This window comes from Streptomyces yatensis, assembly GCF_018069625.1.
GTDB classification, from domain to species: domain Bacteria; phylum Actinomycetota; class Actinomycetes; order Streptomycetales; family Streptomycetaceae; genus Streptomyces; species Streptomyces yatensis.
The window spans coordinates 9794289-9818399 of sequence record NZ_CP072941.1; the positions used below are offsets into that span (position 1 = coordinate 9794289).

Genomic DNA, 24111 nt, shown 5'->3' on the forward strand with positions numbered 1-24111 from the left:
CGGTCTGTGCGCGGGGGCGCTCGTGGGCGCCCCGGGCCGGCGCGTACGGGGACGGAACCGCCCTCCCGCACCGGCCCGGTGATCACTCGCGCCGCCTCCGGAGGCACGGTGCTGCGGGCCCGGTCGTCACCGGTGGGCGGCGCCGGGTGCCGCCAGCCAGGACGCGACCGCCGCCGCGATGGGCTGACCGGTCTCCAGCTCGACAAAGCCGAATTGGCCACCCTGGTTGCACTCCAGGAACCACCAAAGACCATCGGCGTCCTCGGCGAAGTCGAAGGCCCCGTAGGCGAGACCGGTGAGCGTCATGTACTCATGAACGGCGCGCGCGATTCTGGCGGGCACATCCACGGCTTCCCAGGTGTGTCCATGACATCCATAGCGCCCGTCCACCTGCCCCGAGGCGGCGGTCTTGCGCGCGGCGAATAACTCGCTGCCGACGCAGAACAGCCGGATGTCGGCCGCTTTGGGAATGTACCGCTGAAGAAGGGTCGCCCCGGCCGCGACATCGGAGAAATCCGTGTCCGGTCCGATACGGGTAGTAGGCAGTGCGACCGGCGGATCGGCGGTCGGTGGACCGGACGCGGATTTCACCACGATGTCCGTGCACTGGACCGCGAAATCGCGCGCCGCGCGTGGATAGGTGGTGACCAGAGTCGAGGGCACGGCGAAACCGCTGTGCTGGGCGACCCGCAACTGGAACGGTTTGTGCCGGGCCGGTTCGGCGGCCGCCGGATGGTTCATCCAGCGGGCCGTTGTCGCGTAGAGCATCCCGTAGAGCGCCTGTCCGCACTCGGCCGTCAGCCACTCCGATGGATTCGCCGCGTGGGCCGCGGGCCGCCCCGGCCTGCGCACCCAGATGGACCGCACACCGTGGATGCTGACGAGGCGTCCCTCGGTCGACAGATATCCCGTGAAGTCGCCGCGATCGAATTCGACCGACAGCCCGGCCTGATCCGGAAGGTCCGCCGGATCGAAACGCACCAGAGGGACGCCTTGTTCGCGCAGCTCTGCCACCACCAAGTCGGCCGTGACATCCTGGCGACAGGTCAGGATGAGTACCGTCATCGACGTATGCGCAGGTCAGTCGTCGAAGTGCGTCTTCGAACCAGCTGTGGACGTGGTTGTGCCGGTGGCCAGCAGCACCGCCCGGTCGGCGATGGCCGGACGGCCGTCGGAGAGGACATTCAACTGCAGGGCGGCGTTATAGGCGTAGGGAACAGTGCCCGACGACCGCTCGGCAGGGATTGCGTGCTTCAGTACGAAGGGCTGCATGAGTGACCTCTTGGTGCTCCATGTATTCGTCTATCCACCACGCAACAGTACGTACTAAAAGTCTACGGCACTCCCTGGCAACGATTTTGTCCTCTGCGTCGCGATATGAAGTGTGTCACAGGATCCCAGCGGAACCTCAAGGCCCGATTGAACGTCAACATATGCCTCAGGTATTGCGTCACCGAATAGTCGGCCACCGCGACGGGAGCACCAGCTGAGGAACGGCGGGTCAGGGCGTCCGCGCGTCCTCGCGATGGGTCACGCGGATCTTCGACTGGCCGTGCGGCAGCTCCTCCCAGTCCGCCATGAACCGGGCCGCCAGACCGTGTTTCTCCGCCAGCGCGATGAGCGTCTCGGTGCGGTAGTAGAAGTCCTCCCGCAGCACCTGGTGTTCGACACCCTCGGTGCGGTCGAAGGTGAAGTCGAACCAGCCGCCGGGTGCCATGACGCGGCCGACATGGGCCAGGCACTCCTCGATGACGGGCAGTGGGGAGTGCGAGAAGACACTGTGCGCGTGCACCACGTCGAAGTGGGCGTCGGGCAGGAAACGCAGCGTCAGATCGCGGACCGGGGTGAGGGTGGGACGGCGGCCCTGCAGCCCCTCGCGCACCAGCGTGTCCTGCGCGGCCGCGAGGATCTCGGGCGAGATGTCGACCCCGTAGTAGTGGCCCGGCTCCAGATGGCTGATGAACCGCCAGCCCGCCCGCAGATTGCCGCAGCCGATCTCCAGCATCCGGTGTTCCGGCCGCAGACCGTGGTCGAGCAGATAGTCGAACTGCATCGCGCCCAGCGCCAGCCACCGCTCATGGCTGCGGCTGCCGACCGCCGCTTCCGGGCTGGTGCGGGTGTCGGACCGCATCACCGCGCGGTAGTACGCGACGTGGTCCGGGTAGCGGTAGCGCAGCCAGGCGTCCCGGGTGGCGCGGACCAGATGGCGCGGCACCCGCTGCGGGTGGCGCAGCGCGTAGGACACCCGGTGACCGAGGGCGGAGCGGTTGACGGTGAGCTTCTTGGCGGGCATGTGGACTCTCTCGTGATCGTCGTACGGACGCGGCGGACCATGCGTTCCCGCGTCGCTGTTGTCGGTACCAGCCTCGGCGCCGTGGCGACGGCGGGGATCGGCGGAGCGGTCCCGGTCCCAAGGCGGTCCGGGTGATCGCCGTGTCAACCGATCGGATGATGCGGCGTCCGGTGCGGCGGGTTAGGACTGGCTGAGGGAGTGAACCCAGAAGAGCCGGAGACGTCCGGAGCGAACGGAAGAGGTCCGGAGTGGAACCGGGAGAGCGGGGAGGGGCCGGGGTGCGGTCGGCGGTCAGGGCGGTCAGGGCGGTCGGGCGGTCGGGGCGGTCAGGGTGGGCGCCGTGGTCGGCCGTGTGGTCGGCATGGTCCGGGCGGTCCGGGACCGACGGGGTGGACGATCCGGACGAGCGGTGGCTGACGGCGGTCCTGCACATCGCGTTCTTCCTGCTGCTGGGCGCCTCGCTGGTCCGCTATCTGATCCGGGACACCGGCACCCCGCCCAACGGCTGGGTCGTCGCCCTCTTCGTGGCCTTCGGCGCGCTCTATCTGCCCGGCCGGTGGCCGGCGCCCGCGCCGAGCCCCGGCGGCCGGCCCTCCGGCCGCTATCTGGTCTGGCTGACGGCGGTGCTGGCTGCCTGGGTCGCGCTGCTGGTCCTCGCGCCGAGCGCCGCATGGTGCGCCATGCCGCTGTTCTTCACCGGTCTGCACACGCTGCCCACCCGGTTCGCGGTGCCCTTGGCCGCCGTGCTCACCGCACTCGTCGTCGCCTCGAAACTGCGGTTCATGCACGACGGCTTCGACCCCAACGCGCTGATCGCGCCGCCCGCCATCGCCGCCGTGGCCGCCGCCGTCCTCATCCATCTGCGGCGCCAGTCGGCGCGGCAGCGGGTGCTGATCGACGATCTGGTCCGCACCCGCCGCGATCTGGCCGCGACCGAGCGGCGGGCGGGGATCCTGGCCGAGCGCCAGCGGCTGTCCTCGGAGATCCACGACACCCTCGCCCAGGGCCTGTCCAGCCAGCGGATGCTGCTGCAGGCCGCCGACCGCACCTGGGAGACGGACCCGGAGGCGGCCCGGGGCCATATGCGCGACGCGGCGGAGATCGTCTCCCACAGCCTTGCCGAGGCCCGCCGGTTCGTCCAGGACCTGGCCCCGGCCGACCTCGCCGAGCGCTCCCTGGCCCAGGCGCTCGGCGCGCTCGCCGAGCGGGAGAGCGGCGCGGGGCAGACGGTGGACTTCCACCTCGACGGACCCCTCGGGCCGCTGCCCGAGCGAGTGGAGGCGGCGCTGCTGCGCATCGCCCAGGGCGCGCTGGCCAATGTGCGGGAGCACGCCGGGGCGAGCCGGGCCGCGCTCACCCTGACCTGCATGGGCGACCAGATCTGTCTGGACATCGCCGATGACGGCCGCGGCTTCGGCACCGACACCGTCCCCGCTCCCGGTGCCGACCGGTCGCGCGGACACGGGCTGCCGGCGATGCGGGTCCGCGTACGGCAGCTGGGCGGCACGCTCACCGTCGAGTCCGCACCGGGCGAGGGGACGGTCGTCTCGGCCGCGATCCCCGTCGAGCCCCTTACCGCCCCCGTCCCCGACCGTCCCGTGGAGGCCACGGCATGAGCTCGACCCCGTCCCCGTCGTCAGGCCCTGCCCCGAGCGCGGATGCGGCCGCGGGACCGATCCCGCCCGCCCCCGCCATCCGGCTGCTGCTCTGCGACGACCACGCCGTGGTGCGGGCCGGGCTGCGGGCGCTGCTGGCCAGCACCGACGGCATCGAGGTGGTCGGCGAGGCGGGCGGCGGCGAGGAGGCCCTCGCCATGGCCGCCCGGCTCCGGCCCGATGTGGTGCTGATGGATCTGCAGCTCGGGGAGGGCATGGACGGGGTGACCGCCACCCGGCGGCTGGTCTCCGGCGACCCGCCCGCGCCCCGCGTCCTGGTGCTCACCATGTTCGACACCGACGCCGACATCACCCGTGCCATCGAGGCCGGGGCCACCGGCTATCTGCTCAAGGCCGAGCGGCCGGAGGAGCTGTTCGCGGCGATCCGGAACGCCGCCTCCGGCCGTACCGCGCTGTCCGCCCCGGTCGCCGACCGGGTGCTGGCCCGGATGCGCAGCCCGCGCCCCGGGCTGTCCGAGCGGGAGCGCGACATCCTCCGGCAACTGGCCCGCGGCCTGGGCAACCGGGAGATCGCCCGGGCCCTTTTCATCAGCGAGGCCACCGTCAAGACCCATCTGGGCCGGATCTACGGGAAATTGGGGGTCGAGACGCGGGCCGGGGCGGTGGCGGTGGCCACCGAGCGGCGGTTGCTGCCCTGACGGCGTCGGCGTCAGACCGCCGAACGGTCCGGCAGCGTCAGCCGGTCCTGGTCGGGCAGGACGAGCGTCCGCGTGGGCAGCGGGATCTCGATGCCCTCGGCGCGGAACCGGCGGTGCAGCTCCTTCATGAACTCATGCTTGATGAGGTACTGGTCGCTGAACTCCAGGGCCCGCAGAAACACCGAGAAGTCGATGCCGGACTCTCCGAAGGTGTGGAAGCGCACGCTCGTCTCGTGGTCGACGACCCCGCCCTCGACGCCGGACATGACCTTCCCGGCGACCTCGATCGTCACCCGCTCGACGTGGTCCAGATCGCTTCCGTAGCCGACCCTCGCCTGGACCATGACCGACATCTGCTGCTCGGGCTGGTGAAAGTTGGTCATGATGGTGTTGCCCAGCTTGGCGTTCGGGATGATGACGAGGTTGTCCGACAGTTGCCGCACCGCCGTGTTGCGCCAGTTGATGTCGACCACATAGCCCTCCTCCCCGCTGCTGAGCCGGATGTAGTGGCCGGGCTGCACCGTCTTGGAGGCCAGGATGTGCACCCCCGCGAAGAGATTGGCCAGGGTGTCCTGCAGCGCCAGGGCGACCGCCAGACCGCCCACGCCCAGGGCGGTGAGCAGTGGTGCGATCGAGACGCCCAGCGTCTCCAGCAGGATCAGCACGCCCATCGCCAGCACCGCGATCCGCGTGATGTTCACGAAGATGGTGGCCGTGCCCGCCACCCCGGAGCGGGACAGCGCGAGCGAGCGCACCATACCGGCCACCACCCGCGCCGCGGTGACCGTGCTCACCAGGATCAGCACGGCCTTCAGCGTCTGATTGACGTCATGGCCGACCGTGGGGGTCAGCGGCAGCGCGGCGGCCGCGGCGGCGACACCGGCGGCCATCGACGCCCACGGCGCCAGTGTGCGCAGGGTGTCGACGATGATGTCGTCGCCGCTCCACCGGGTGGAACGGGCCCGCTCGCCCAGCCAGCGCAGCGCCACGCGCAACAGCACACCACCGGCCGCGCCGCAGACCAGCGCCGCCCCGACGATGATGACATCGTGCAACGTCAGGCCCCGGTTCATCGGCCACCTCCCGCTATGCCGGAAAGCGCGTCAGAACCGGCCGTGCGGCCACCGGTCGTCGGTGCGGCCCCCGGTCTGGAGTTCTGTGGGATCACGTTGTCACCTGCTCGTGCCTGGGTTGTACGGGCTGCGCCGGGCGTACAGGTGTACGGCTCCGGCGTGAGGTGCCATCCTGCCGCATGCGATCAGGGCCGGATGACGGGATGCCCCGCTACCGCACGTAACCCGCCAGGAAGGCGACGGCGCGCCACCGCGTTTGACGGACAGGTGATGTGTGGTGGAATCGGGTCGTATGGACAGCCGCAAGGACGTGGACAGGGGATGGCCGTTCCTCGCGGCCGCCTACGCCTTCGTGGTCACGATGTGCGGTACGACGCTGCCCACCCCGCTCTACTCGCTCTACCAGCGGGAGTTCGGCTTCTCCTCGTTCATGGTCACGGTGATCTTCGCGGTGTACGCGGCGGGGGTCATCGTCGCGCTGCTGCTGCTCGGGCGCATGTCCGACTTCATCGGGCGACGGCCCGTCCTGCTGGCAGCGCTGGCGCTGTCGGCCCTGAGCGCGGTGTGTTTCCTCCTCGCCGGCGGACTGCCGGAGCTGTTCACCGGCCGCACCCTGTCGGGGCTGTCCGCCGGTCTGGCCACCGGCACCGCCACCGTGATGGTGATCGAGCTGGCCCCCGAGCGCCGGCGCCGCGCCGCCACCCTGCTCGCGACCGGGGCCAATCTGGGCGGTCTCGGGGTCGGCCCGTTGCTGGCGGGTGTGCTGGCGCAATACGCCCCGGCGCCGCTGAAGCTGGTGTTCGTGGTGGACCTGGTGCTGGTGGCGGTGGCCGCCGCCGTGGTGCTCGCCCTCCCGGAGACCGTACGGACCCGGGGCCGCCCGCCGCTGAGGCCGCAGCGGCTGCGGGTGCCCAAGGAGATGCGCGCGACATTCGCCGCCGCGGCCATGGCCGGCTTCGCGGGCTTCGCCACGCTGGGCCTGTTCACCTCGGTGTCGCCCACGTTCCTGAGCGAGGTGGAGGGGGAGAGCAATCTCGCGGTGGCCGGTGCCGTGGTGTTCTCCGTGTTCGCCGCCTCCGTCGCGGGGCAGGCGCTGGGGCGGCGGCTGGGCCCCGGGCGGTCGCTGCCCGGCGGGTGCGCGATGCTGGTGGCCGGTATGGCGGTCATCGCGGTCTCGCTGGCGATCGCGTCGCTGGCGCTGCTGGTATTGGGCGCCGTGATCGCGGGGACGGGCCAGGGGCTGTCGTTCCTGGCCGCCGTACGGGTGGTGACGGAGCGCAGCCCGGCCGACCGGCGCGCCGAGGTCACCTCCGCCCTGTTCGTGCTGATGTATCTGGCGATCTCGATTCCGGTGATCGGCGTGGGGGCGCTGTCGCTCGCGGTCGGACTGCGCTCCGCCGGGCTCATCTTCACGGGCTGTGTGGCCCTGCTGGCCGCGGCCGCGCTGCTGCGGCTGCGGGGGATCTCCGCGAAGGCATCCGACCGCTAGGGTCTGGCTGCCCGGTGGCGGGCGATGTTCGACCAAGCCATGGCCCGGATCGGGGGGGCCGGTTCGCTCGGGTGGAACCGAGGGCGACCGCCCGCGCCATTCTGCTCGGACCGCTGTCGAGTGTCGGGCGGAAGACTGCCGGCGGCCGGCCGAACGGGCTGGCCTGGCGCGGCCCGGGCCGATGCAGCGCCTGCTGCGCTACGCTCGCTGGACGCCGAGGCCGGCGCGGGGCCGAAGGCTGCCGTCCTCGCTCCGACTCAGGTCACCGGATTCCGGTGGCTCTGTTCACCATGCGCCGATGACCGGCGCGTCGGGTCCGTGCTGCCGCCAGCCCTCATTGAGGCGCGCGAGCCGATCCGCGGCGGCGATGCCACGCAGGGACGCGACCTTGCCGTCGCTGACTTCGAACGCCACGGCACCCACGACCCGGTCCTCGACCACGGCGATGACGGCCGGGGAACCGTTGACCAGCGCGATGTGGAACGCGGGGGAGCCGCCGGCCAGCCGCCGCTTCGCCGGCGTGGGCTTGAAACCGGCCCGCACGTAGGAGGCGACGCGCTCGCGCGTCGTGTACCGCAGCAGCCGCCTGGCCAGTCCGGCGCCGTCCGAGACCGCCATCACATCGTCGGTGAGCAGCGCCACCAGCCGTTCGATGCGCCCCGACGTGGCGGCGGCGAGGAACTCCTCGACGACCCGGCGCGCGGACGCGGGGTCCACCTCGCCGCCGCCGCGGCGCTCGGCGGCGACCCGGCGTCGGGCCCGGTGGACATGCTGCTGGCTCGCGGACTCGGTGATGTCGAGGATTCCGGCGATCTCGGCGTGGCTGTACGAGAAGGCCTCGCGAAGGACGTACACGGCCCGCTCGACCGGCGAGAGGCGCTCCATGAGGGTCAGTACGGCCAAGGACACCGATTCGCGCTGCTCGAAAGTATCGGCAGGGCCGAGCATCGGGTCGCCCTCGAGGAGTGGTTCGGGCAGCCAGTCTCCGACAGCGCGCTCATGGCGCGACTGCGCCGAGCGGAGCCGGTCGAGGCAGAGATTGGTGACGACCTTGGTCAGCCACGCCTCCGGCACCTCCACCCGTTCCCGGTCCGCGGCCTGCCAGCGCAGGAACGCCTCCTGCACGGCGTCCTCGGCGTCGGCCGCCGAGCCGAGCAGGCGGTACGCCAGTGAGGCCAGCCGGCCCCGGCCGGCCTCGAACCGATCGATGGCTGCGCTGTCCATGCGCAGCAGCCTATGCGGTGGCCCTCACACCGACCTGGTCAGGCGCGGTGGCCAGGCGGCGCTTGCGCTTCGGCATGCCGAAGGTCGGGTGGGCGATGCCCCACCCGGCTCCCTTGAGCACGCCCGACTTGAGCCGCGCGGCGGTCCGGCCGCCCAGGTACCAGGACCTCGGTCGGACGTCCCCGTCCACCATCTGGAAGATCGCGTCCCGCCGCCCGAGGCTGATGTGGTTGCCGTGGTACTTCAGCCCGGTGGCCGGGATCTCGCCGCCCGTCAGACGCGCGATGATCGCGGCGGTCGCCTGCATGTTGGTGTAGCCGGCCGAGGCGCAGGACATCGGTAGCGGCCGGCCGTTCTCGCCGATCGCGTAGGCGCTGTCACCGGCGGCGTAGACGTCCGGGTGCGAGACCGAGCGCATGGTGCGGTCGACGACGATCTGGCCGGTCGCGGCGACCTCCAGGCCGCCGGCGGCCGCGATGGGGTGCACGGCGAACCCGGCCGACCACACCGTCACGTCGGCCGGGATGGACGTACCGTCGGCGGCGATCGCCCGTGTCGGCTCGACAGCTTCGACGCCGCTGTGCTCGTGGACGGTGATGCCGAGCCGTTCGAAGGCTTGGCGCAGGTGACGGCGGGCCTTCGGGGAGAGCCAGGCGCCCAGCTCGCCGCGGGCGGCGAGCGCGACCGAGAGGTCGGGCCGGGACTCGGCCAACTCGGTGGCGGTCTCGATACCCGTCAGCCCCTCACCGACGACCAGCACGGTGCCGCCTTCGCCCAGGCCGGCCAGGCGCTCGCGCAGACGCAGCGCCGAGGTCCGGCCGGTCACATCGAAGGAGTACTCGGCCGCGCCGGGGACGCCATGGTGGGCTACGGAGCTGCCGAGCGTGTAGAGAAGCGTGTCGTACGCGAGCTCGCCGTCGCCGTCCTCGCCGGTCACGGCGACGGTCCTGCGCTCGGGGTCCACGCCGGTGACGCGCGCCAGGCGCAACCGCACGCCGGTGCCCGCGAATACGTCGGAGAGCCCCCGGAACGGGATGTCTTGGCCGGTCGCGAGCTGGTGGAGCCGCATCCGCTCAACGAAGTCGGGCGCGGCGTTGACCACGGTGATCTCGGTGTCGGCTGGGGAGAGCCGGCGGGCCAGATTTCCGGCGGCGAAGGCCCCGGCGTATCCGGCGCCGAGGACGACGATGCGGTGCTTCATGGCGTTGCTCCTGTCTCGTTCGCGTGCCCCTTGAACGAGACGGCGACCCGATTGCTGACAGAAGCCGGGTGTGACGTGGGTCACTTAATCACTAAGAGGGGGGTGCGGTGCCGGACTCGGCCTCTTTCCGTCTGCGTTCCGCCTGCTCGCGGCGCAGCCTCTCCCGTTTGCCGTAGGCGGCGCGGCGGACCGCTTCGTCGCTTTCGAACTCCGAGCCGAGCGCTCCGCCGACGATGGCCGCCGAGCTCGCCAGCCAGGCCAGGCGCGCGTAGTCGCCGGTTCCCACCGGGCGCTTCAGCTGATTGGCCAGTACTCCGCTCTCGATGAGGAACGATGCCACCGCGAAGTCCACGACGAAGAGCCCGAGGAGGCCGCCCAGGACGCCCAGGGACAGGGTCACCACCGTGGAGGCGTTGTACAGCGCGGCCTTCTCCCGGTCCTGGGGGGGATGGGGAGTCGGGGCGTTCCCACAGATGCCGGTGGACGATGAGCCAGGCCACCATGGTCGCCGTGGAGAAGACCGACACCACCGCGAGCCGCTCGGCCGCGATCGCGGTGGACACGTTCCACAGGGTTGCGTTGACGAGGACGACGGCGCTGGTGGCCAGGGCGGCGGCGAGGGCCTTCGCCAGAGCGGGGATCAGCCGCCAGGGGGTGTTGGCCCGCACGATGCCCAGCAGCAGGCGCAGCCGCCCCCGCGCGGCGGATCCCACGATCCGTAGATCGATGAGGTCCTCGTCCGCCGCCGCGCGCTTCAGCGGGGCGGTCCGCTGCGGGACCACGGGGCCCGTATCCGCCCACATCAGATCCCTCACCAGCCGGACGATCGAGCGGCGCAGCCGCCGTCGCAGGAAGATCCCGCCGAGCGCGGGCATGGACACCAGGGCCACCCGGTCCGCTGTGTCCGCATCGACCGCCAGTGGCCTGCCGTCGCCGTACAGGGGGAGGTCGGTGAGGCAGATGGCGATGTCCCAGGAATCGCGGATCTTCCGCTCCCGCGTCACATCGAGGATGCTCGCGCTGTCGAGCAGGGCGGCGGGCGTGGGATCGCGGACGACCTGCACGGACCACATGACGTTCGGGTCGATCTGCTCGGAGAGCAGTCCGGGCAGGTCCTCGGCCAGATCCTCCGCCAGCTCCGCGGGGGCGTCCGGATCGGCGACGAGGCCCACCGTCACCTGCGGTGGCGGCTTATCCCCGGCGTCGTGAGTTGGCTGGCTCACCCGTCCCGCCTTCCGCGATGTCATGGCCCGGCCCGCGCCGCCTCACGGTAACGGGACGTCCCCGCGGTGGCGCGGCGACACGGCGCTTCTCCCACGGTTCGGCGCACCATTCGATCCGCCCCAGGGGGAGCGGATCGGCGGCATCCGGCGCGGCCGCCCCGCGTCACAGCTCCAGGACGGTCCGCACCGGCAGATGGTCGCTGGGGTACTGGCCGTCCCCGGAGTAGGTGTCGATGACGGCCTGGAGGGTGCGCACACCGGGTGAGGTCAGGATCCAGTCGATCCGGTCGCCGTCCGGGACCAGCGGACCGAAGCCGTGGAACGTCCCGTACAGCGGGCCGCGCCGCTCGGCGGTGTCCCACGAGTCCACCAGCGTGCCGCCGTTCAGCATGGCCTCGTAGACCGGGTTGCCATGGGCCGCCACATTGAAGTCGCCGGTGACGATGCGGGGGAGCGCGGAGTCCAGAGCGCCGAGCCGCTCGGTGATCAGGGCGGCGGCGCGCTCACGGGCGTTCTGGCTGCGGTGGTCCAGATGGGTGTTGAGGGCGTAGAACTCCTTGCCGGTCCGCAGGTCGTGGAAGCGCACCCAGGTCACCATCCGGACCACGGCCCCACCCCACGTGTTGGAGCCGATCACGTTCGGGGTGTCGGACAGCCAGAAGTGGTCGTACTCCACGGGCTCGAGCCGCCCGGTGTCGTAGAAGACGGCCATGAACTCGTCGCGGCTGCCCCCCATCCGCCCGGTGCCGATCCACGCGTAGCGCTGTCCGAGGTCGTGGGCGATGTCGCGCAGCTGGCCGTACAGCCCCTCCTGCGTGCCCAGCAGATGGGGCCGGGCCCGGCGCAGCAGCTCCCGCATGACCGGGCGGCGCCGGCCCCAGGAGTTGGGCTCGCTGTCCCCGGCGTAGCGCAGATTGAAGGTCATGGCGGCCAGCCGAGGCCCGTCGGCGGGGGCGACCGGGGCGGCGGTGACCGCCGTGGCCACGTACTGCGGCTGGGAGGCGAGCGGAAGCGCGGCGGCCGCCGCGGCCGCGACACGCATACCGTGACGGCGGCTGAACACAGGTGCGGGCATGGCTCCTCCAAGGTCTTGAAGGTGCGGTGACGGACCCAGTGTCGGACCCCGCGGTGTGGGGGGTGTGTCCTGCGGTGGCCGTCCGGTGGAACGTACGGTCACGCGGAGCCGACCTCAAGAACGCGGGCGGACTCCACCCGTGGCGGCGGACCCCATCCGTGACGGAAGTGGCCGGGGATGCGCGAGGGCGGCGATGGGTAGACAACGGCGGTAGTTGTCGAGACGGAAGGGGCACCTGGGGTGAGGTTACAGCCGCTGACCTTCGTCGTGGGGACCGGACGCTGCGGTTCCACTGCTCTGTCGCGTGTTCTGCGGCTGCACCCGGATCTGCTCAGCGTGAGCGAGCTGATCGCCGCACTGGAGCCGGACGCGCTTCCCGAGGCACCGCTGACCGGGGCGGAGTTCTGGCGGATCCTCGCCACCCCGCGGTCGTTCGCCAACCGCGTCATCCGCGATGGCATCCCGCTGCCGGAGTACCGGTATCCGCATGTCAAGGGGCGGTTCTCGGTGGCCGGCGGTGGCATTCCGGCCCTGTGCATGATGACGCTGCCTCATCTCACCGACGACCCCGACGCGCTGTTCGACGCGCTGGAGCCGGAGCTGTCCCGGCGGCCCGCCGCGCCGGTGGCCGATCACTACCGGGCGCTGTTCGGCCTGCTGGGGGAGCGGTTCGGCGGGCGGGCCGTGGTGGAGCGCTCCGGCTACTCGCTGCGGTCGGTGCCCCGGCTGCGGGAGGCCTTTCCCGAGGCCCGGTTCGTCCACCTGCACCGGGACGGCGCCGACTGCGCGCTCTCCATGAGCCGCCACCCCGGATTCCGGCTGATCCAGCTGATGGCGGAGCGCGCCGAGACCACCGAGGACCTTCCGGCCGGTCTCGCGGCGCTGCTCAGCGACGATGACGCCGATCTGCGTCCGCTGTACGAACGGTCCGTAGCCATCGCCGAGTTCGGCCGGCTGTGGTCGCACACGATCGTGGAGGGGCTGGCGCATCTGTCCCGGCTGCCCGCCGCGATCCGGATGTCCCTGTCGTACGAGAGCCTGCTCGACGCGCCCGAGCGCGAGCTCACCCGGCTGGCCCGCCATCTCGGTGTGGACCCCCTCCCGGAGTGGCTGGCGGCCGGAAGCGCCCTGCTCGACGGCGACCGCCGGGGCACGGCCGCCGCGACCCTGCCACCCGCCGAACTGGCCGCCCTCCGCGAGAGCTGCTCCCCCGGCGCCCGGGCCCTGAGCCTGGCCGGTGCCGGATGAGACAGCTGCTCCGGTGTGCGGATGAGCTAGCTCAGGTGCGCGCATGGGCTAGCTCCGGCGTGCGCAGGGGCTGAGCAGGTCAGAGGAAGTCCGCTACGGTTCGGGCAGCGCCCCGAAGGGGCGCGGGGAACTGCGCGACCAGCCACGACGGCGCCGCAGTCGGCCGACGACGAGGCGTCGCGACACTTCCAGCGGAGCGCTGAGCTCCGGCGTCAGGCCGTCGCCGCTTCGGTGACCTCCCCCGACTGCTCGACGGCCACCGCCCGCAACGCCTCCAGCAGGGCGGCCACCGCGGGCACCCGCGCCGCCTCCGGCCGCAGCAGCGCGCAGACATGGCGCCGGGGCCAGTCGTCCAGCGGGCGCGGCTCGACCCGCGGATCGGGCCGGGGGAGCAGACCGAGGCCGTCCATCAGCGCGATGCCCACCCCGTCGCCCACCAGGCCCAGGGTCGTCGCCTGGTCATCGGTCGTGGTCACCACCCGGGGCTCGAACCCCGCGTCAGCGCAGCGCCGCAGCAGCCGCCCGCGGTCCCGCTCCAGGATCCACCGCTCCCGCGCCAGATCGGCGAGTCCGACGCTGCGCCGCCCCGCGAGCTCATGGCCCCGAGGCAGCAGCACATGGCGGCGGTCGACCAGCAGCGGGACCCGGCGCAGCGGGGTGTTCGCGGTCCCCGAGGCGTCGCCCGTCTCATCGTCGGCGACGATCGCCAGATCGGTCTCGCCCGCGTCCAGCAGCCGGTACGCGTCATGGGAGTCGGTCTGGCCCAGCTCCACCTCCACCTCGATGCGCGAGGCGCCCAGTCTCGCCAGCGCCGCGGGCAGCACGGCGACACAGACGCTCTGCACCGAGGACATCCGCACCCGGCCACGGGTGCGCGCGGCGAGCGCCTCGAACTCGTTCTCCACATCCCGCAGCCCGGCCAGCACATCCTGGGCGCGCTCGGCGAGTCTGTGGCCCGCCGGCGTGAGCCGTACCCCCCGCCCCGCCTTGACCGTGAGCGGCACGCCCACGGCACGTTCCAGCGCGCGCATGTGATAGCTGATGGCCGGTTGGGTGTAACCGAGGCGGTCCGCCGCGGCGCTGTACGAGCCGGCGCGACAGACCTCTGCGAGTACGGTGAGCTGGCGAAGATCGATCACTACAGGACGATAAAAATCGTTTATCAATTCCCGTAAGACTCTAATTGGACGCGTGATCGAGAGGCCGTCAAAATCATGGTGACGGATTTCGCCCGCACCCGCTCATTGAACTGACCGATCGGACACGGCCCCACCCGCACTGGCTGACCGTACGGTCACAGCCCGCCCACGACGGTTTCCTCCCCACCGATCCGGCCGGACCGGCAAGGGGATCCGGGCGCGGTGACTTTCCTCCCTCCGCCCGAATCCCCCGCTGGAATGGATGGATGGTGCCCGATGCATGATGGCTGGAATCGCATGACTCCGGTGGTCGCGGAGAACAATCCCTTCCACCAGATGTCGCTCAACGAAACCGTTCACCCCCCGCTTCCCGAAGTGGTGGACGCCGTCCTGCGCACCGCGCGGACCGCCCACCGTACCCTGGATGCCCTCGGCGCCGGGCTCTGTCAGGCCCTCGCCGCACATCTGGGAGTGCGCCCGGAACATGTGCTGGCCGGACCGGGTTCCGGCGCGCTGCTCCAGCAGCTGTTCTCCACCCTCACCGGACCGGATACGGACACGGTGCACGCCTGGCCCTCGTGGGAGGCGTACCCCATGATGGCGGCCAACGCCGGATCCACCACCGTCCGGGTGCCGCTCACCGGATACGACCACGATCTGAAGGCGATGGCCGACGCCGTCACCGACCGCACCCGCATGGTCCTGCTGTGCACCCCCAACAACCCCACCGGCACCGCGCTGGACCAGGAGCGCATCCTGCGCTTCCTCGACCGGCTCCCCGCGCACGTCACCGTCGTCATCGACGAGGCCTACCGGGACTTCGCCGACCCCGGCGCCGTCGCCGACGGCATCGCCCTGCACCGCGCCGATGAACGGGTCTGTGTGGTGCGGACGTTCTCCAAGTCGTACGGGCTGCTCAGCCTGCGGGTCGGCTATCTCGTGGCGCATGAGCCCGTGCTCGCCCCGCTCCGCTCGGTGCTGCCCTTCTACCGGGTGAGCGCCGTGGCGCAGGAGGCCGCCATCGCCGCGCTCGGCGCCCAGGAACAGGTGCTCCGGCAGTGCGCCGAGACCGCCGGGGAGCGCGACCGGCTCCACCGGACCCTGCTCGACCAGGGCTGGGAGGCGCCCGCGAGCCAGGGCAACTTCCTGTGGCTGCCCATGACCTCCGGAGTGGAGCGCTTCACCCAGTTCTGCGCGGACCACGGTGTGGTGGTCTGCGGAAAACCGGGCGAAGGGGTGCGGGTGACCGTCGCCGAGCCCGTCGCCAACCAGGCATTCGCGGAACTCGCCGGGAAGTACCGGGAGGCGGCCGTATGACACCTCCCGATGTCGCGGTCACCGAGGTGGCCGACCCGCTGGCGGAGGCCGCGCCGACCATGGAGCTCCTGCTGCGCGAGCTCGACCGGCGCTGGCCGACCGAGGCCGAACGCCTCCATCAGATCTCGCGGTACGCGCTGCTCCCGGCCGGGAAGCTGCTGCGCCCGCTGCTGCTCATGGAGTCGGCCGAGGCGGTGGGCGGCGGCGGACCCGGCGTCGTCCCGGCCGCGCTCAGCGTGGAGTACCTCCATGTGGGCTCCCTCGTCCACGACGACGTCATCGACGGCGACGCGATGCGGCGCGGCCGTCCGTCCGTCGTGGCGCGCTACGGCACCGCCGATGCCATCGTCACCGGGGACGCCCTGATGCTGGGCATGTTCGGGGTGCTCACCGACGGCGCCGAAGAGACCGGCGGACTGCCGCCGGGCCGGGTCCTGGGCGCCGTGCGGGTCTTTGCCCGGGCGGGCGTCGACCTGTGCCGCGGCCAGGCGATGGAAGGCGAACTCCGCGGCGACCTCGGCTGCGGACTCGACCGGTATCTCACCATGAGTTCCCTGAAGACCGGGGCGCTGTTCCGGGCCGCCTGCCGGGGCGGGGCGATCCTGGCCGGCGGAACCCCGGCCCAGCAGCACGCGCTCACCGCCTACGCCGAACATCTGGGGCTGGCCTTCCAGATGCACGACGACCTGCTGCCGTACACCAGCGACCCCCGCACCACCGGCAAGTCCGCCCTCAGCGACATCGCGGCCGCCCGGCCCACCTTCCCCGTCCTGCTCTGCCACGCCATGGCCGGCGCCACCGGCCGCGCCCGGCTGGAGGCGGCGCTCGGCGGCGCCCTGCCCGCCGCCGACGCGCTGCGGACGGTGCGCGAACTGCTGGAGACGACCGGTGCGCTCGACGCCGCGCGGGACCAGGCCACCGCCCAGGCGGACCGGGCCACGTCCTGTCTGGCGGAGCTGCCCCGCTCCCGGGCCACCGCCGTGCTCGCGGCGGTGGCCGATCTGTCGGTCAGCCGGGACCGGTGACGCCGTGGCGGCCCCGCGCACCGCACTCCTGGCCCATCTGCAGACCTGGCGCCCGTACACCCTGTGGTATCCCGGGCTGGTCGGACTCGCCGGAGCCACCCTCGCCGAAGCGCACCCCACCACCGGGCAGTTGCTGGTGGCCTGGGCCGCGCCGACCCTCGGCTGGCTCGCCGGCCACTATCTCGGCGACTACTACGACCGTGACCTCGACGCGCTCAGCAAGCCCCAACGTCCCATTCCTTCGGGCCGGTTGAGCCCACGAGCCGCCGTGGCCACGGGCACCGGCTGCGCCATCGCCGTGGCCGCGCTGGCCCTGTGGGCCAACTGGCGCGCCGTGGCCGTGGCCGCCGCCGCCATGGCGGGCATCGTGGCCTACAGCCGGGTGCTCAAGGGACGTGGCCTGTCGGGCAATCTCATCCGGGGCGTGCTGACCGCGCTCACCGTGCTCTTCGGCGCGATGGCCGTCCAGCCGTGGCCACCGTGGCGGGCGCTGCCCTTCGCCCTGGTCTTCCTGGCCCATGACACCGCGTCCAACCTCGTCGGCACCCTCCGCGACGTCGACGGCGATCGCGAGGGCGGCTACGCCACCGTGCCGGTGCGCCAGGGTGTCCGGCGCGCCACCCACACCGCGGCCGCGCTGTATCTGGCCGCCGTGGCGGTGGCCTGCGCCGCCACCGGGCTGGTGCCCAAGGACACGGCCGGCTATCTCGTGCTGCTGTCCGCGGCGGCGCTGTGCGGCGCGGGCGCCTTCGGGCTGCTGCTGCGGTCACCGGGGCACCTCGCCCCCGCGCTGGCGCTGCGCGCCCACGCCGTCCTCGTCGCCGAACGCCTGGTGCTGGCCGCGGCGGTGGTGGCCGCGGGCGCCGGTGCGGCGCCCGCCCTGGCGCTGCTGACACCGCTCCTCACGGTCAGCGTCATCACCCAGAGCCGGATGCGGTCCCGGCACGAATTCCCCGCCCCCCTGGCCGACGGCGGTCCCACCCTCCCCGATCCACGCCCCTGAAACACCGCGCGTCACCAGCAGAAGGGTCCGCTCCCATGCCCGCTTCCGCCTTGACCGAGAGCGTCGGCACGGCCGTCACCGCCGGTACCGAGGCGCTCCTCGCCCACCGGCGCGACGACGGCGCCTTCGTCTTCGGCGCGCACCACGCCTCCCCGCTGAACACCGCCGGAGCCCTCACCGCACTCCACTTCGCCGATCCGGAGGGCTCGGCCGGGACCATCGAGCGCGGTGTCACCTGGCTGTGCGAGACCCAGCGGGACGACGGCGGCTGGGCCATGCGCGGAGTGCCCACCGAACCCCTCACCACCGCGCTCGCCGCCGCGGCACTCCACCTGCTCGCCCCCCGCCGGGCGGCGTCGGCCGTCCACGCCGCACGGGCCCGGTTCGACGAGCTCGGCGGCTCCGGGGCCGTTCCGGAACCCGCGATGACCGCCCTCATCCGCCAGTTCCACACCTTCGCCGGACTGCCCCACGAGGGAGCCCAGCGGCGGCTCCCCCTGGAACTGCTGCTCTTCCCCGGCCTCAGCCGGCGGCTGCTGAGCCTGCGGCTGCCCATCTACGCGAGCCAGGCGCTCGCCCAGTCCGCCCACCGCCGCCGCGGCCCGGCCGGCCGCGCCCTGGACCGGCTGGCCCGGCCGAGGGCCCTGGCGATCGTCCGTGACGCGTACGAACGCGAGGGCGCCACCGGCGGCTTCAGCACCGACCCCTGGCTCACCGGACTCATCTGCCTGGGCCTCGCCCGCTCCGGCCGGGCGCCCGACCTGGTCCGCGCCGCCGCCCGCTGGCTCCGCTCGGCGGCGAACCCGGACGGCTCCTGGGATCTGATGCCGCTCGATGTGACCTGGACGAACTTCGCCACCGCCGCGCTGATCGAGGCCGGTCACGCCGAGGACCCGCAGCTGATCGGCACCCGCGAGATGCTCCACCGCCACCAGCAGCCCGAACCGTTCGACGCCCTCGGCTGCCCGGCCGGCTACTGGGGCTTCTCCAGCCCCCGCAGCTGGCCGATGGCCCTGGAGACGGCCGAGTCCAGCGCCATCCTGCTGAAGCTGCCCGGCGGCGCGGACGACCGCCACGTCCGGGCCGGACTGGCGTGGCTGACCGCCACCCAGGACGCCGCCGGATCCTGGAGCCTGGCCGTACGGAACAGCAAACCGGGCGGCTTCGGGCCCTGCCCCCAGATGACGGCCAAGGTCGTGGGCGCCCTGCTCGACTCCGGAGCCGGGGCCGACGACCCGCGCGTGGCCAAGGCGGTGCGCTGGCTGCTCGGCCGGCAGCGCCCCGACGGATCGTTCGAGGCCATGTGGTACCGCGGCGGCAGCCCCGGCACCGCCGCGGCGCTGGAGGCGCTCAGCCGGGCGGGCCGCACCGGGGAACACCACCGCGCGGCGGCCCGGGCCAGGGACTGGCTGCTGCGCACCCGGCACCCCGACGGCTCGTGGAGCACGGGCGAGGGCACCCGGCCGGGCACCGTCGAGGAGACCGCCTGGGCGCTGCGCGGGCTGCTCGCCGCCGGGCTGAGCCCCGCCGACCCGGCCCCCGCGGCGGCGGCCCGGTGGCTCGTGGACGCCCAGCGGGCGGACGGCGGCTGGACCCCGGGCCCGGTCAACGAGTACGTCCGCGGCTGTGCCCGCTACGCCGACGACGGCATCGCGGCGGGCCTGGCGCTGCGGGCCCTCGCCCACTATCGCTCCGCGGGGGCCGCTCGCGCAGCAGAAACCGGAGAAGGAGGCCGAGGATGAGCCCCGATGTGCTCGTGTGCGGGGCGGGCGTCGGCGGTCTCGCCGCGGCCCGCGCGCTCGGCGGCCTCGGACTGGACGTCCTGGTGGTCGACAAGCAGCCGAAGGTCCGCCCGATCGCCAAGGGAGAGGTGCTCCAGCCGGGCGCGCTGCGCCTGCTGCGCTCCTGGGGCGTGGAGAAGCGGCTCGACGCCCAGGGCGCGGTCCGGCTCGGACGGCTGGTCGTCCGCGATCCCCGTGGCACCGCGCTGATGTCCCTCGACTACGGCCAACTGCCCGCCCCCGACCAATGGTTGCTGGCCCATGACCACACCGCCATCCTCGCCGCCCTGGCCGAGAGCCTCGGGCCGGGTGTCGAACTGCGCCGCGGTGTCCGCGCGGAGGCGCCGCTGCGCGACGGCTCCGGCCGGATCACCGGACTGCGGCTGGCCGAAGGCGGCAGGGTCTACGAGCAGCGGGCGCCACTCGTGGTCGCCGCCGACGGCATCTCCTCACGGCTGCGGTCCTGGGCGGGCATCGAGGCGAAACGGGCCGACTATCCGCACCGGCTGGTCTCCTTCGACATCGGCGACGCCGACGCGGCCGCGCGGGCCGACGACTTCTCCGCGTATGTCACCGACCGGGGGCTACGGCTGCTCTATCCGCTGCCGGGCGGCCGGTTGCGGCTCTACCTCCAGGCCGGGCCCGATGAGCTGCGCGGTGTCACGGCGCGCGGGGGACTGGCCGACTGGGCCGCCCGGGCGCTGTCCCAGGTGCCCGCCCTGGAGCCGCTGACCGCCTCCCTGCTCGCCCATCTGGGCAGCCGCCAGACGCTGCCCGTCGGACGGCTGCTGTCGCCCCGGCTGTCCGGCCGCGGACTGGCGCTGGTCGGCGAGGCCGCGTACGCCGTCCATCCGATGGCGGCGCAGGGCATGAACACCGCCATCACCAGCGCCGGTGCCCTCGCCGAGCGGCTGTCGGGCCATCTGGAGCGTACGGGCGGGATGTCGGCCGCGGCGGTGGACGCCGCGCTGCGCGACTACCACGAGCGGCAGCTGCCCCTGCTCACCCAGGCGGCCAGGACCAGCGGCAACGCGGCGCGGATGGTCACCGATCTGTCGTGGCGCGGCCGGGTGCTCGGGCGCCGGGCCGTCCGACACACCGGCGCCAACCCCCGGCTGCTGCTCACCGTCACCCACAACATGTCGGGCCTCGGCCCGCGCCCGCTGACCCCGCTGGACCGGCTGCAGCAGCTCGGTCTCCTCCCCGATCCGCGCGCCCACCGAGTGCCGACCGCCCCGGCCGGCCGACCGCAACCCATGTGAGGACGGTTTACCGCATGTCCACTTCCGCATTGATGGTGACCCCCGTCTCCGGAGCACTCGGCGCGGAGATCCGCGGTGTCGATCTGACCGAGCTCACCGATGAACTCTTCGACCGGATCCACGAGTTGCTGCTCAAACACCTCGTGGTCTTCTTCCCGGACCAGGAGCACCTCACCCCCGAGGCGCATATCGCCCTGGGACGGCGGCTGGGGGAGCTGGAGGTCCATCCGTTCCTGCCGAAGGTCGAGGGCCATCCCGAGATCGTGGTCCTGGACGCGGACCAGGGAGCCAAGGCCGACGAGTGGCATATCGACGTGACCTTCCAGCCCAATCCGCCGGTCGCCTCCATCCTCCATCTGCAGGTGTGTCCCGCCTCCGGAGGCGACACCATGTGGAGCAACCAGTACCTGGTCTACGAGACGCTCTCCGAGCCGATGCGCGAACTCCTCGACGGCCTCACCGCCGTCCATGTCCTCAACACCCCGCAGACCGGCGAGCACTCCGCAGAACACCCGGTGGTGCGGATCCACCCCGAGACCGGCAGGCGCTCCCTGTACGTCACCCGCATGTGGACCTCGCACATCCCGCAGCTCAGCCGCCCGGAGAGCGACGCCCTGCTGCAGTACCTCTTCGAGCACTCCGAGTCGCCCCGGTTCAACTGCCGCTACCGCTGGCAGCCCGGCGCCGTCGCGATGTGGGACAACCGCGCCACCCAGCACCTGGCCGTCAACGACTACACCGAACCCCGCAGGGGCCAGCGGGTGACCGTCCTCGGCGACCATCCCACCGGCGACACCCCGCGCTGGAAGGAGTACCGGCCCGCGCCCGACGAGCGCTACTACCCGCGCCACGTCACGGCCCGCCACGGCTACCGGTGACGGCGATCCGTCAGCGGCGCGGGTGTCGCCGCCGTACGGTGGCGGCGACACCCGCGCCGAGCACCAGCACGGACGCCCCACCGGCGAGCAGCACCGGAGTGCTGTCGCCGCCGTCCTCTTCTGAAGTGGCGGAGGTGGCGGAGGTGGCGCGGGAGGCCGCCGCGGTGTCCCGGGACGGCGGAGTGGCGGCGCGGGACGGCGGGGTGGCGGCCTCCGACGAGGGAGCGTCCGACGAGGGGGCATCCGACGAGGGAGCCTTCGACGAGGGGGCCGCAGCGCTCAGCACCACATCGGAACAGGAGTAGTAGGTGTCCGGGGTGCTGGTGTTCCGCCAGATCGTATAGAGCAGCTGACGGCCGGTCCGGCCGGCGGGCAGCGTGGCCTTGATGCGGTACGCGTCGTCGACCAGCGCGGGGTCCTCGGCCGTGGCGAACGGCTTCGCCTCCAGGTCCGACCACTTCAGCGGCCGCGCGGGATCGTAGCCCTCCTTGGTGAGATAGAGCTCGAAGGTCCCCGTGTGCGGGATCGTCGACCGGTAGGTGAGGGTGAGGTCGGCCCCGGCCGACAGCCGCGTCGACGGCCAGTCGGCGCGCGCCAGATCCAGCCCCCGGTACGCCTCCAGGCCTCCGCTGCACAGCTTCCCGTCCGGGACCCGCTCCCGGTCCTCGCCCGCCACCCCCGCGATCCGCAGGTTGTCCCAGTCCGCCGCCGCCGGACCATTGGCGGCCTGAGCCGCCCGGCACGCCGCCGACCGCGCCGCGCCCCCGCCCTCGGGGGAGCAGGCGAACGTCCGGCTCACCGGGTCCGTCGGCGCCCCGTGCGCCAGGGCGGGCTGTGCGGCCAGCGCGGTGAACAGCCAGGGGAGGGCCCCGAGAAGAGCGCCCACGGCGGCGGTGCGATACGAGGTCATCCGGTGCGGCCCTCCGACTCGGTGCGACGGGACGGGCCCAACACCCGTCCCGTCGAATACGGGAAGCCGGGACCGGGCGTTCAAAGGCCGCCGGAAGCAGTCGTGCAATGCCGTACAACCATCCGCGACCCCAGCATGTCTCCCTAGGCAGACGCAAACAGCGCCTACGCCCATGAAGAATCATTAAGGGGGACAAATGAATCTTTCTCGCCGTATGGCCGCCACTGCGGTGCTCGCCACCGCCATCGCGGGTACCGTGGCCCTGACGCCGCAGGCATCGGCCGCCGCCACGGCCGCGTACAACGGGGTGTGCGGCAGCGGGTACAAGGTGGTGAACTCGGCGCCCATCGGCTCCAAGGGCACCGTCTTCCTCACCTACAACTCCGCCAAGGGCAAGAACTGCGTGGTCACCGTCCGGAACACCACGGGCAAGGCGGTTCCGATGTTCGCCTACCTGTACGTTCAGGGCGCCGACGAGTCGGCCGAGGACGGCGGCGCGTACACCTCGTACGCGGGCCCGGTGTACGGCGACGGGCGCGGTAAGTGCGTGGACTGGGCCGGGGGCATCGAGAACCAGTCCACCTGGACGTACGGATCGAACTGCGGATCCCTGAAGGCCTACCGCGTGACCAAGGGCTGGTAAAGCCCGAAAGCCACGCGTCGGCACACCGACGGGGGAACACACGGGGGAGCGGCGGCCACCTTCTGGGAGGGTGGCCGCCGCCATCCCGTAGATTTCAAGTGATCGACAGCAAATCCCTCGAGCGCCAGTACGGTGGGCCCATGCGTGTCCTCGAGGCAGACCGACGATGACGCCGCCCACCTCGTTGCGGCAGGCCGAGGAGATCTACCGTCGGGTGGCGTTCGATACCTTCGCCCAGGATCTGAAGATGGGCCTCAACCTGGGGTTCTGCCGTACCTTCGCGGTACCGGAGATCGCCCGGGTGCTCACCGCCACCGGCCGGATGACCCGGCACACCCGGGCTCGCGCCAAGGCGACCGGCGAGTTGATGTATCGGATGTTCCGCCATGGTCTGGACGGCGAGGAGGGTGAGCGCGCCGTCACCGCGCTGAAGTGTCTGCACGCCCCGTGGGCCATCAGCCACGACGCCTACCGCTATGTGCTGGCCTGCTTCGACCTCGCGCCAATGCGCTGGTGCGCCGCCTATGCCTGGCGGGCTCCCACCGACACCGAACGGGACGCGTCCCACGCCTTCTATCTCGCCCTCGCCGAGCGGATGGGCGTTCCGGACGTCCTGCCGGACCGGCGGGAGTTCGAGGCGTGGACGGTGGACTTCGAGCGGGCCCACTTCACCTTCACCCCCGAGGCCGACGCCCTGTGGGCGGCCACCAGGGATCTGCTCGCCGGACGTGTCCCCGGGGTTCTCGGCCCGCTCGCGGGCAGCGCCGCGGACAGCCTCTTGGACGAGGGACTGCGCCGGGCGCTCGGCGTTGGGCGGCCCGCGCCGCCGGTCCGCACCGCGACCCACACCGCGCTGCGGCTGCGCGCCGCCACCGGGCGCGTGCGCAGGAGAATTCGCGGAAGCCACCGACCCGCCGGTATGTCGATGGTGCAATAGCGGGGCAGGGTCTGGTATCTAACCTGGCCGTGGCCTCACGCTGCCGCGTCGAGCTGCGCATTGCCCGTCACAGGTG

The 24111-nt window shown here is 72.4% G+C and carries 22 protein-coding genes and 1 pseudogene; 13 read left to right on the forward strand and 10 right to left on the reverse strand.

Features of this window, described 5'->3' with window-relative positions; genetic code table 11:
- Positions 1-126: 126 nt before the first annotated feature.
- The 3 genes from tgmB to J8403_RS40745 form a co-directional block, all read right to left on the reverse strand.
- Positions 127-1065: an ATP-grasp ribosomal peptide maturase gene (gene tgmB / locus J8403_RS40735; RefSeq protein ID WP_211127577.1), complete on the reverse strand. Its 939-nt coding sequence runs from the start codon at positions 1063-1065 to the stop codon at positions 127-129.
- Between the two features lie 15 nt (positions 1066-1080).
- The gene (gene tgmA, locus J8403_RS40740) at positions 1081-1272 is read right to left on the reverse strand and encodes a putative ATP-grasp-modified RiPP (RefSeq protein ID WP_211127578.1); all 192 of its coding nucleotides are present in this window, start codon (positions 1270-1272) and stop codon (positions 1081-1083) included.
- A 229-nt stretch (positions 1273-1501) separates the two neighbouring features.
- Positions 1502-2293, reverse strand: coding sequence for a class I SAM-dependent methyltransferase (locus J8403_RS40745; protein ID WP_211127579.1), 792 nt, complete (start codon positions 2291-2293; stop codon positions 1502-1504).
- Positions 2294-2682: 389 nt separating this feature from the next.
- Here J8403_RS40745 and J8403_RS40750 point away from each other — a divergent pair, with 389 nt between their 5' ends.
- Both J8403_RS40750 and J8403_RS40755 read left to right on the forward strand, forming a co-directional pair.
- The gene (locus tag J8403_RS40750; RefSeq protein WP_211127580.1) at positions 2683-3909 is read left to right on the forward strand and encodes a sensor histidine kinase; all 1227 of its coding nucleotides are present in this window, start codon (positions 2683-2685) and stop codon (positions 3907-3909) included.
- A complete protein-coding gene (locus tag J8403_RS40755) occupies positions 3906-4607 on the forward strand; it encodes a response regulator (RefSeq protein ID WP_246586228.1) in 702 nt (233 codons plus the stop codon). The genes J8403_RS40750 and J8403_RS40755 overlap by 4 nt, the downstream gene beginning before the upstream one ends.
- A gap of 11 nt (positions 4608-4618) precedes the next feature.
- Here the strand turns inward: J8403_RS40755 and J8403_RS40760 are convergent, their stop codons facing one another.
- A complete protein-coding gene (locus J8403_RS40760) occupies positions 4619-5680 on the reverse strand; it encodes a mechanosensitive ion channel family protein (RefSeq protein WP_161562756.1) in 1062 nt (353 codons plus the stop codon).
- Between the two features lie 292 nt (positions 5681-5972).
- Here J8403_RS40760 and J8403_RS40765 point away from each other — a divergent pair, with 292 nt between their 5' ends.
- Positions 5973-7169, forward strand: a complete 1197-nt coding sequence (locus tag J8403_RS40765) for an MFS transporter (RefSeq protein ID WP_211127581.1) — start codon at positions 5973-5975, stop codon at positions 7167-7169.
- 14 nt (positions 7170-7183) lie between these two features.
- A pseudogene (locus tag J8403_RS44895) lies at positions 7184-7380 on the forward strand (hypothetical protein); the annotation flags it as partial.
- 74 nt (positions 7381-7454) lie between these two features.
- Here the strand turns inward: J8403_RS44895 and J8403_RS40770 are convergent.
- From J8403_RS40770 to J8403_RS40785, 4 genes are all read right to left on the reverse strand, one after another.
- A complete protein-coding gene (locus J8403_RS40770) occupies positions 7455-8393 on the reverse strand; it encodes a sigma-70 family RNA polymerase sigma factor (protein ID WP_211127582.1) in 939 nt (312 codons plus the stop codon).
- A gap of 10 nt (positions 8394-8403) precedes the next feature.
- Entirely contained in the window at positions 8404-9594 is a 1191-nt protein-coding gene (locus tag J8403_RS40775) for an NAD(P)/FAD-dependent oxidoreductase (RefSeq protein ID WP_211127583.1), read from the reverse strand.
- A gap of 80 nt (positions 9595-9674) precedes the next feature.
- Positions 9675-10817 carry a hypothetical protein gene (locus J8403_RS40780; RefSeq protein ID WP_246586229.1) on the reverse strand — a complete coding sequence of 381 codons (1143 nt, stop codon included), beginning with the start codon at positions 10815-10817 and terminating at the stop codon, positions 9675-9677.
- Between the two features lie 163 nt (positions 10818-10980).
- Positions 10981-11892, reverse strand: a complete 912-nt coding sequence (locus J8403_RS40785) for an endonuclease/exonuclease/phosphatase family protein (RefSeq protein ID WP_211127584.1) — start codon at positions 11890-11892, stop codon at positions 10981-10983.
- 240 nt (positions 11893-12132) lie between these two features.
- On the opposite strand from J8403_RS40785, the gene J8403_RS40790 reads away from it, so the two are divergent.
- The gene (locus J8403_RS40790; RefSeq protein WP_211127585.1) at positions 12133-13140 is read left to right on the forward strand and encodes a sulfotransferase family protein; all 1008 of its coding nucleotides are present in this window, start codon (positions 12133-12135) and stop codon (positions 13138-13140) included.
- A gap of 212 nt (positions 13141-13352) precedes the next feature.
- Here the strand turns inward: J8403_RS40790 and J8403_RS40795 are convergent, their stop codons facing one another.
- Positions 13353-14279 carry a LysR family transcriptional regulator gene (locus J8403_RS40795; protein ID WP_211127586.1) on the reverse strand — a complete coding sequence of 309 codons (927 nt, stop codon included), beginning with the start codon at positions 14277-14279 and terminating at the stop codon, positions 13353-13355.
- A gap of 297 nt (positions 14280-14576) precedes the next feature.
- Between J8403_RS40795 and J8403_RS40800 the strand changes: the two genes are divergently transcribed.
- The 6 genes from J8403_RS40800 to J8403_RS40825 are packed head-to-tail and all read left to right on the forward strand — an operon-like array spanning position 14577 to position 21545.
- A complete protein-coding gene (locus tag J8403_RS40800) occupies positions 14577-15596 on the forward strand; it encodes an aminotransferase class I/II-fold pyridoxal phosphate-dependent enzyme (RefSeq protein ID WP_246586230.1) in 1020 nt (339 codons plus the stop codon).
- The gene (locus J8403_RS40805) at positions 15593-16621 is read left to right on the forward strand and encodes a polyprenyl synthetase family protein (protein WP_211127588.1); all 1029 of its coding nucleotides are present in this window, start codon (positions 15593-15595) and stop codon (positions 16619-16621) included. Before J8403_RS40800 ends, J8403_RS40805 begins: the two co-directional genes overlap by 4 nt.
- Before the next feature lie 4 nt (positions 16622-16625).
- On the forward strand, positions 16626-17624 hold the full coding sequence (locus J8403_RS40810; RefSeq protein ID WP_211127589.1) for a UbiA family prenyltransferase: 999 nt from the start codon (positions 16626-16628) through the stop codon (positions 17622-17624).
- 35 nt (positions 17625-17659) lie between these two features.
- Positions 17660-19366: a prenyltransferase/squalene oxidase repeat-containing protein gene (locus tag J8403_RS40815; RefSeq protein WP_211127590.1), complete on the forward strand. Its 1707-nt coding sequence runs from the start codon at positions 17660-17662 to the stop codon at positions 19364-19366.
- Positions 19363-20667: an FAD-dependent oxidoreductase gene (locus J8403_RS40820; RefSeq protein ID WP_211127591.1), complete on the forward strand. Its 1305-nt coding sequence runs from the start codon at positions 19363-19365 to the stop codon at positions 20665-20667. The genes J8403_RS40815 and J8403_RS40820 overlap by 4 nt, the downstream gene beginning before the upstream one ends.
- Before the next feature lie 14 nt (positions 20668-20681).
- Positions 20682-21545: a TauD/TfdA dioxygenase family protein gene (locus tag J8403_RS40825; protein WP_211127592.1), complete on the forward strand. Its 864-nt coding sequence runs from the start codon at positions 20682-20684 to the stop codon at positions 21543-21545.
- 10 nt (positions 21546-21555) lie between these two features.
- Here the strand turns inward: J8403_RS40825 and J8403_RS40830 are convergent, their stop codons facing one another.
- Positions 21556-22455, reverse strand: a complete 900-nt coding sequence (locus tag J8403_RS40830; protein WP_211127593.1) for a lytic polysaccharide monooxygenase — start codon at positions 22453-22455, stop codon at positions 21556-21558.
- A gap of 214 nt (positions 22456-22669) precedes the next feature.
- Between J8403_RS40830 and J8403_RS40835 the strand changes: the two genes are divergently transcribed.
- The gene (locus J8403_RS40835; RefSeq protein WP_079059821.1) at positions 22670-23098 is read left to right on the forward strand and encodes a spore-associated protein A; all 429 of its coding nucleotides are present in this window, start codon (positions 22670-22672) and stop codon (positions 23096-23098) included.
- 166 nt (positions 23099-23264) lie between these two features.
- On the forward strand, positions 23265-24035 hold the full coding sequence (locus J8403_RS40840; protein WP_211127594.1) for an oxygenase MpaB family protein: 771 nt from the start codon (positions 23265-23267) through the stop codon (positions 24033-24035).
- The last annotated feature ends 76 nt before the right edge of the window (positions 24036-24111 follow it).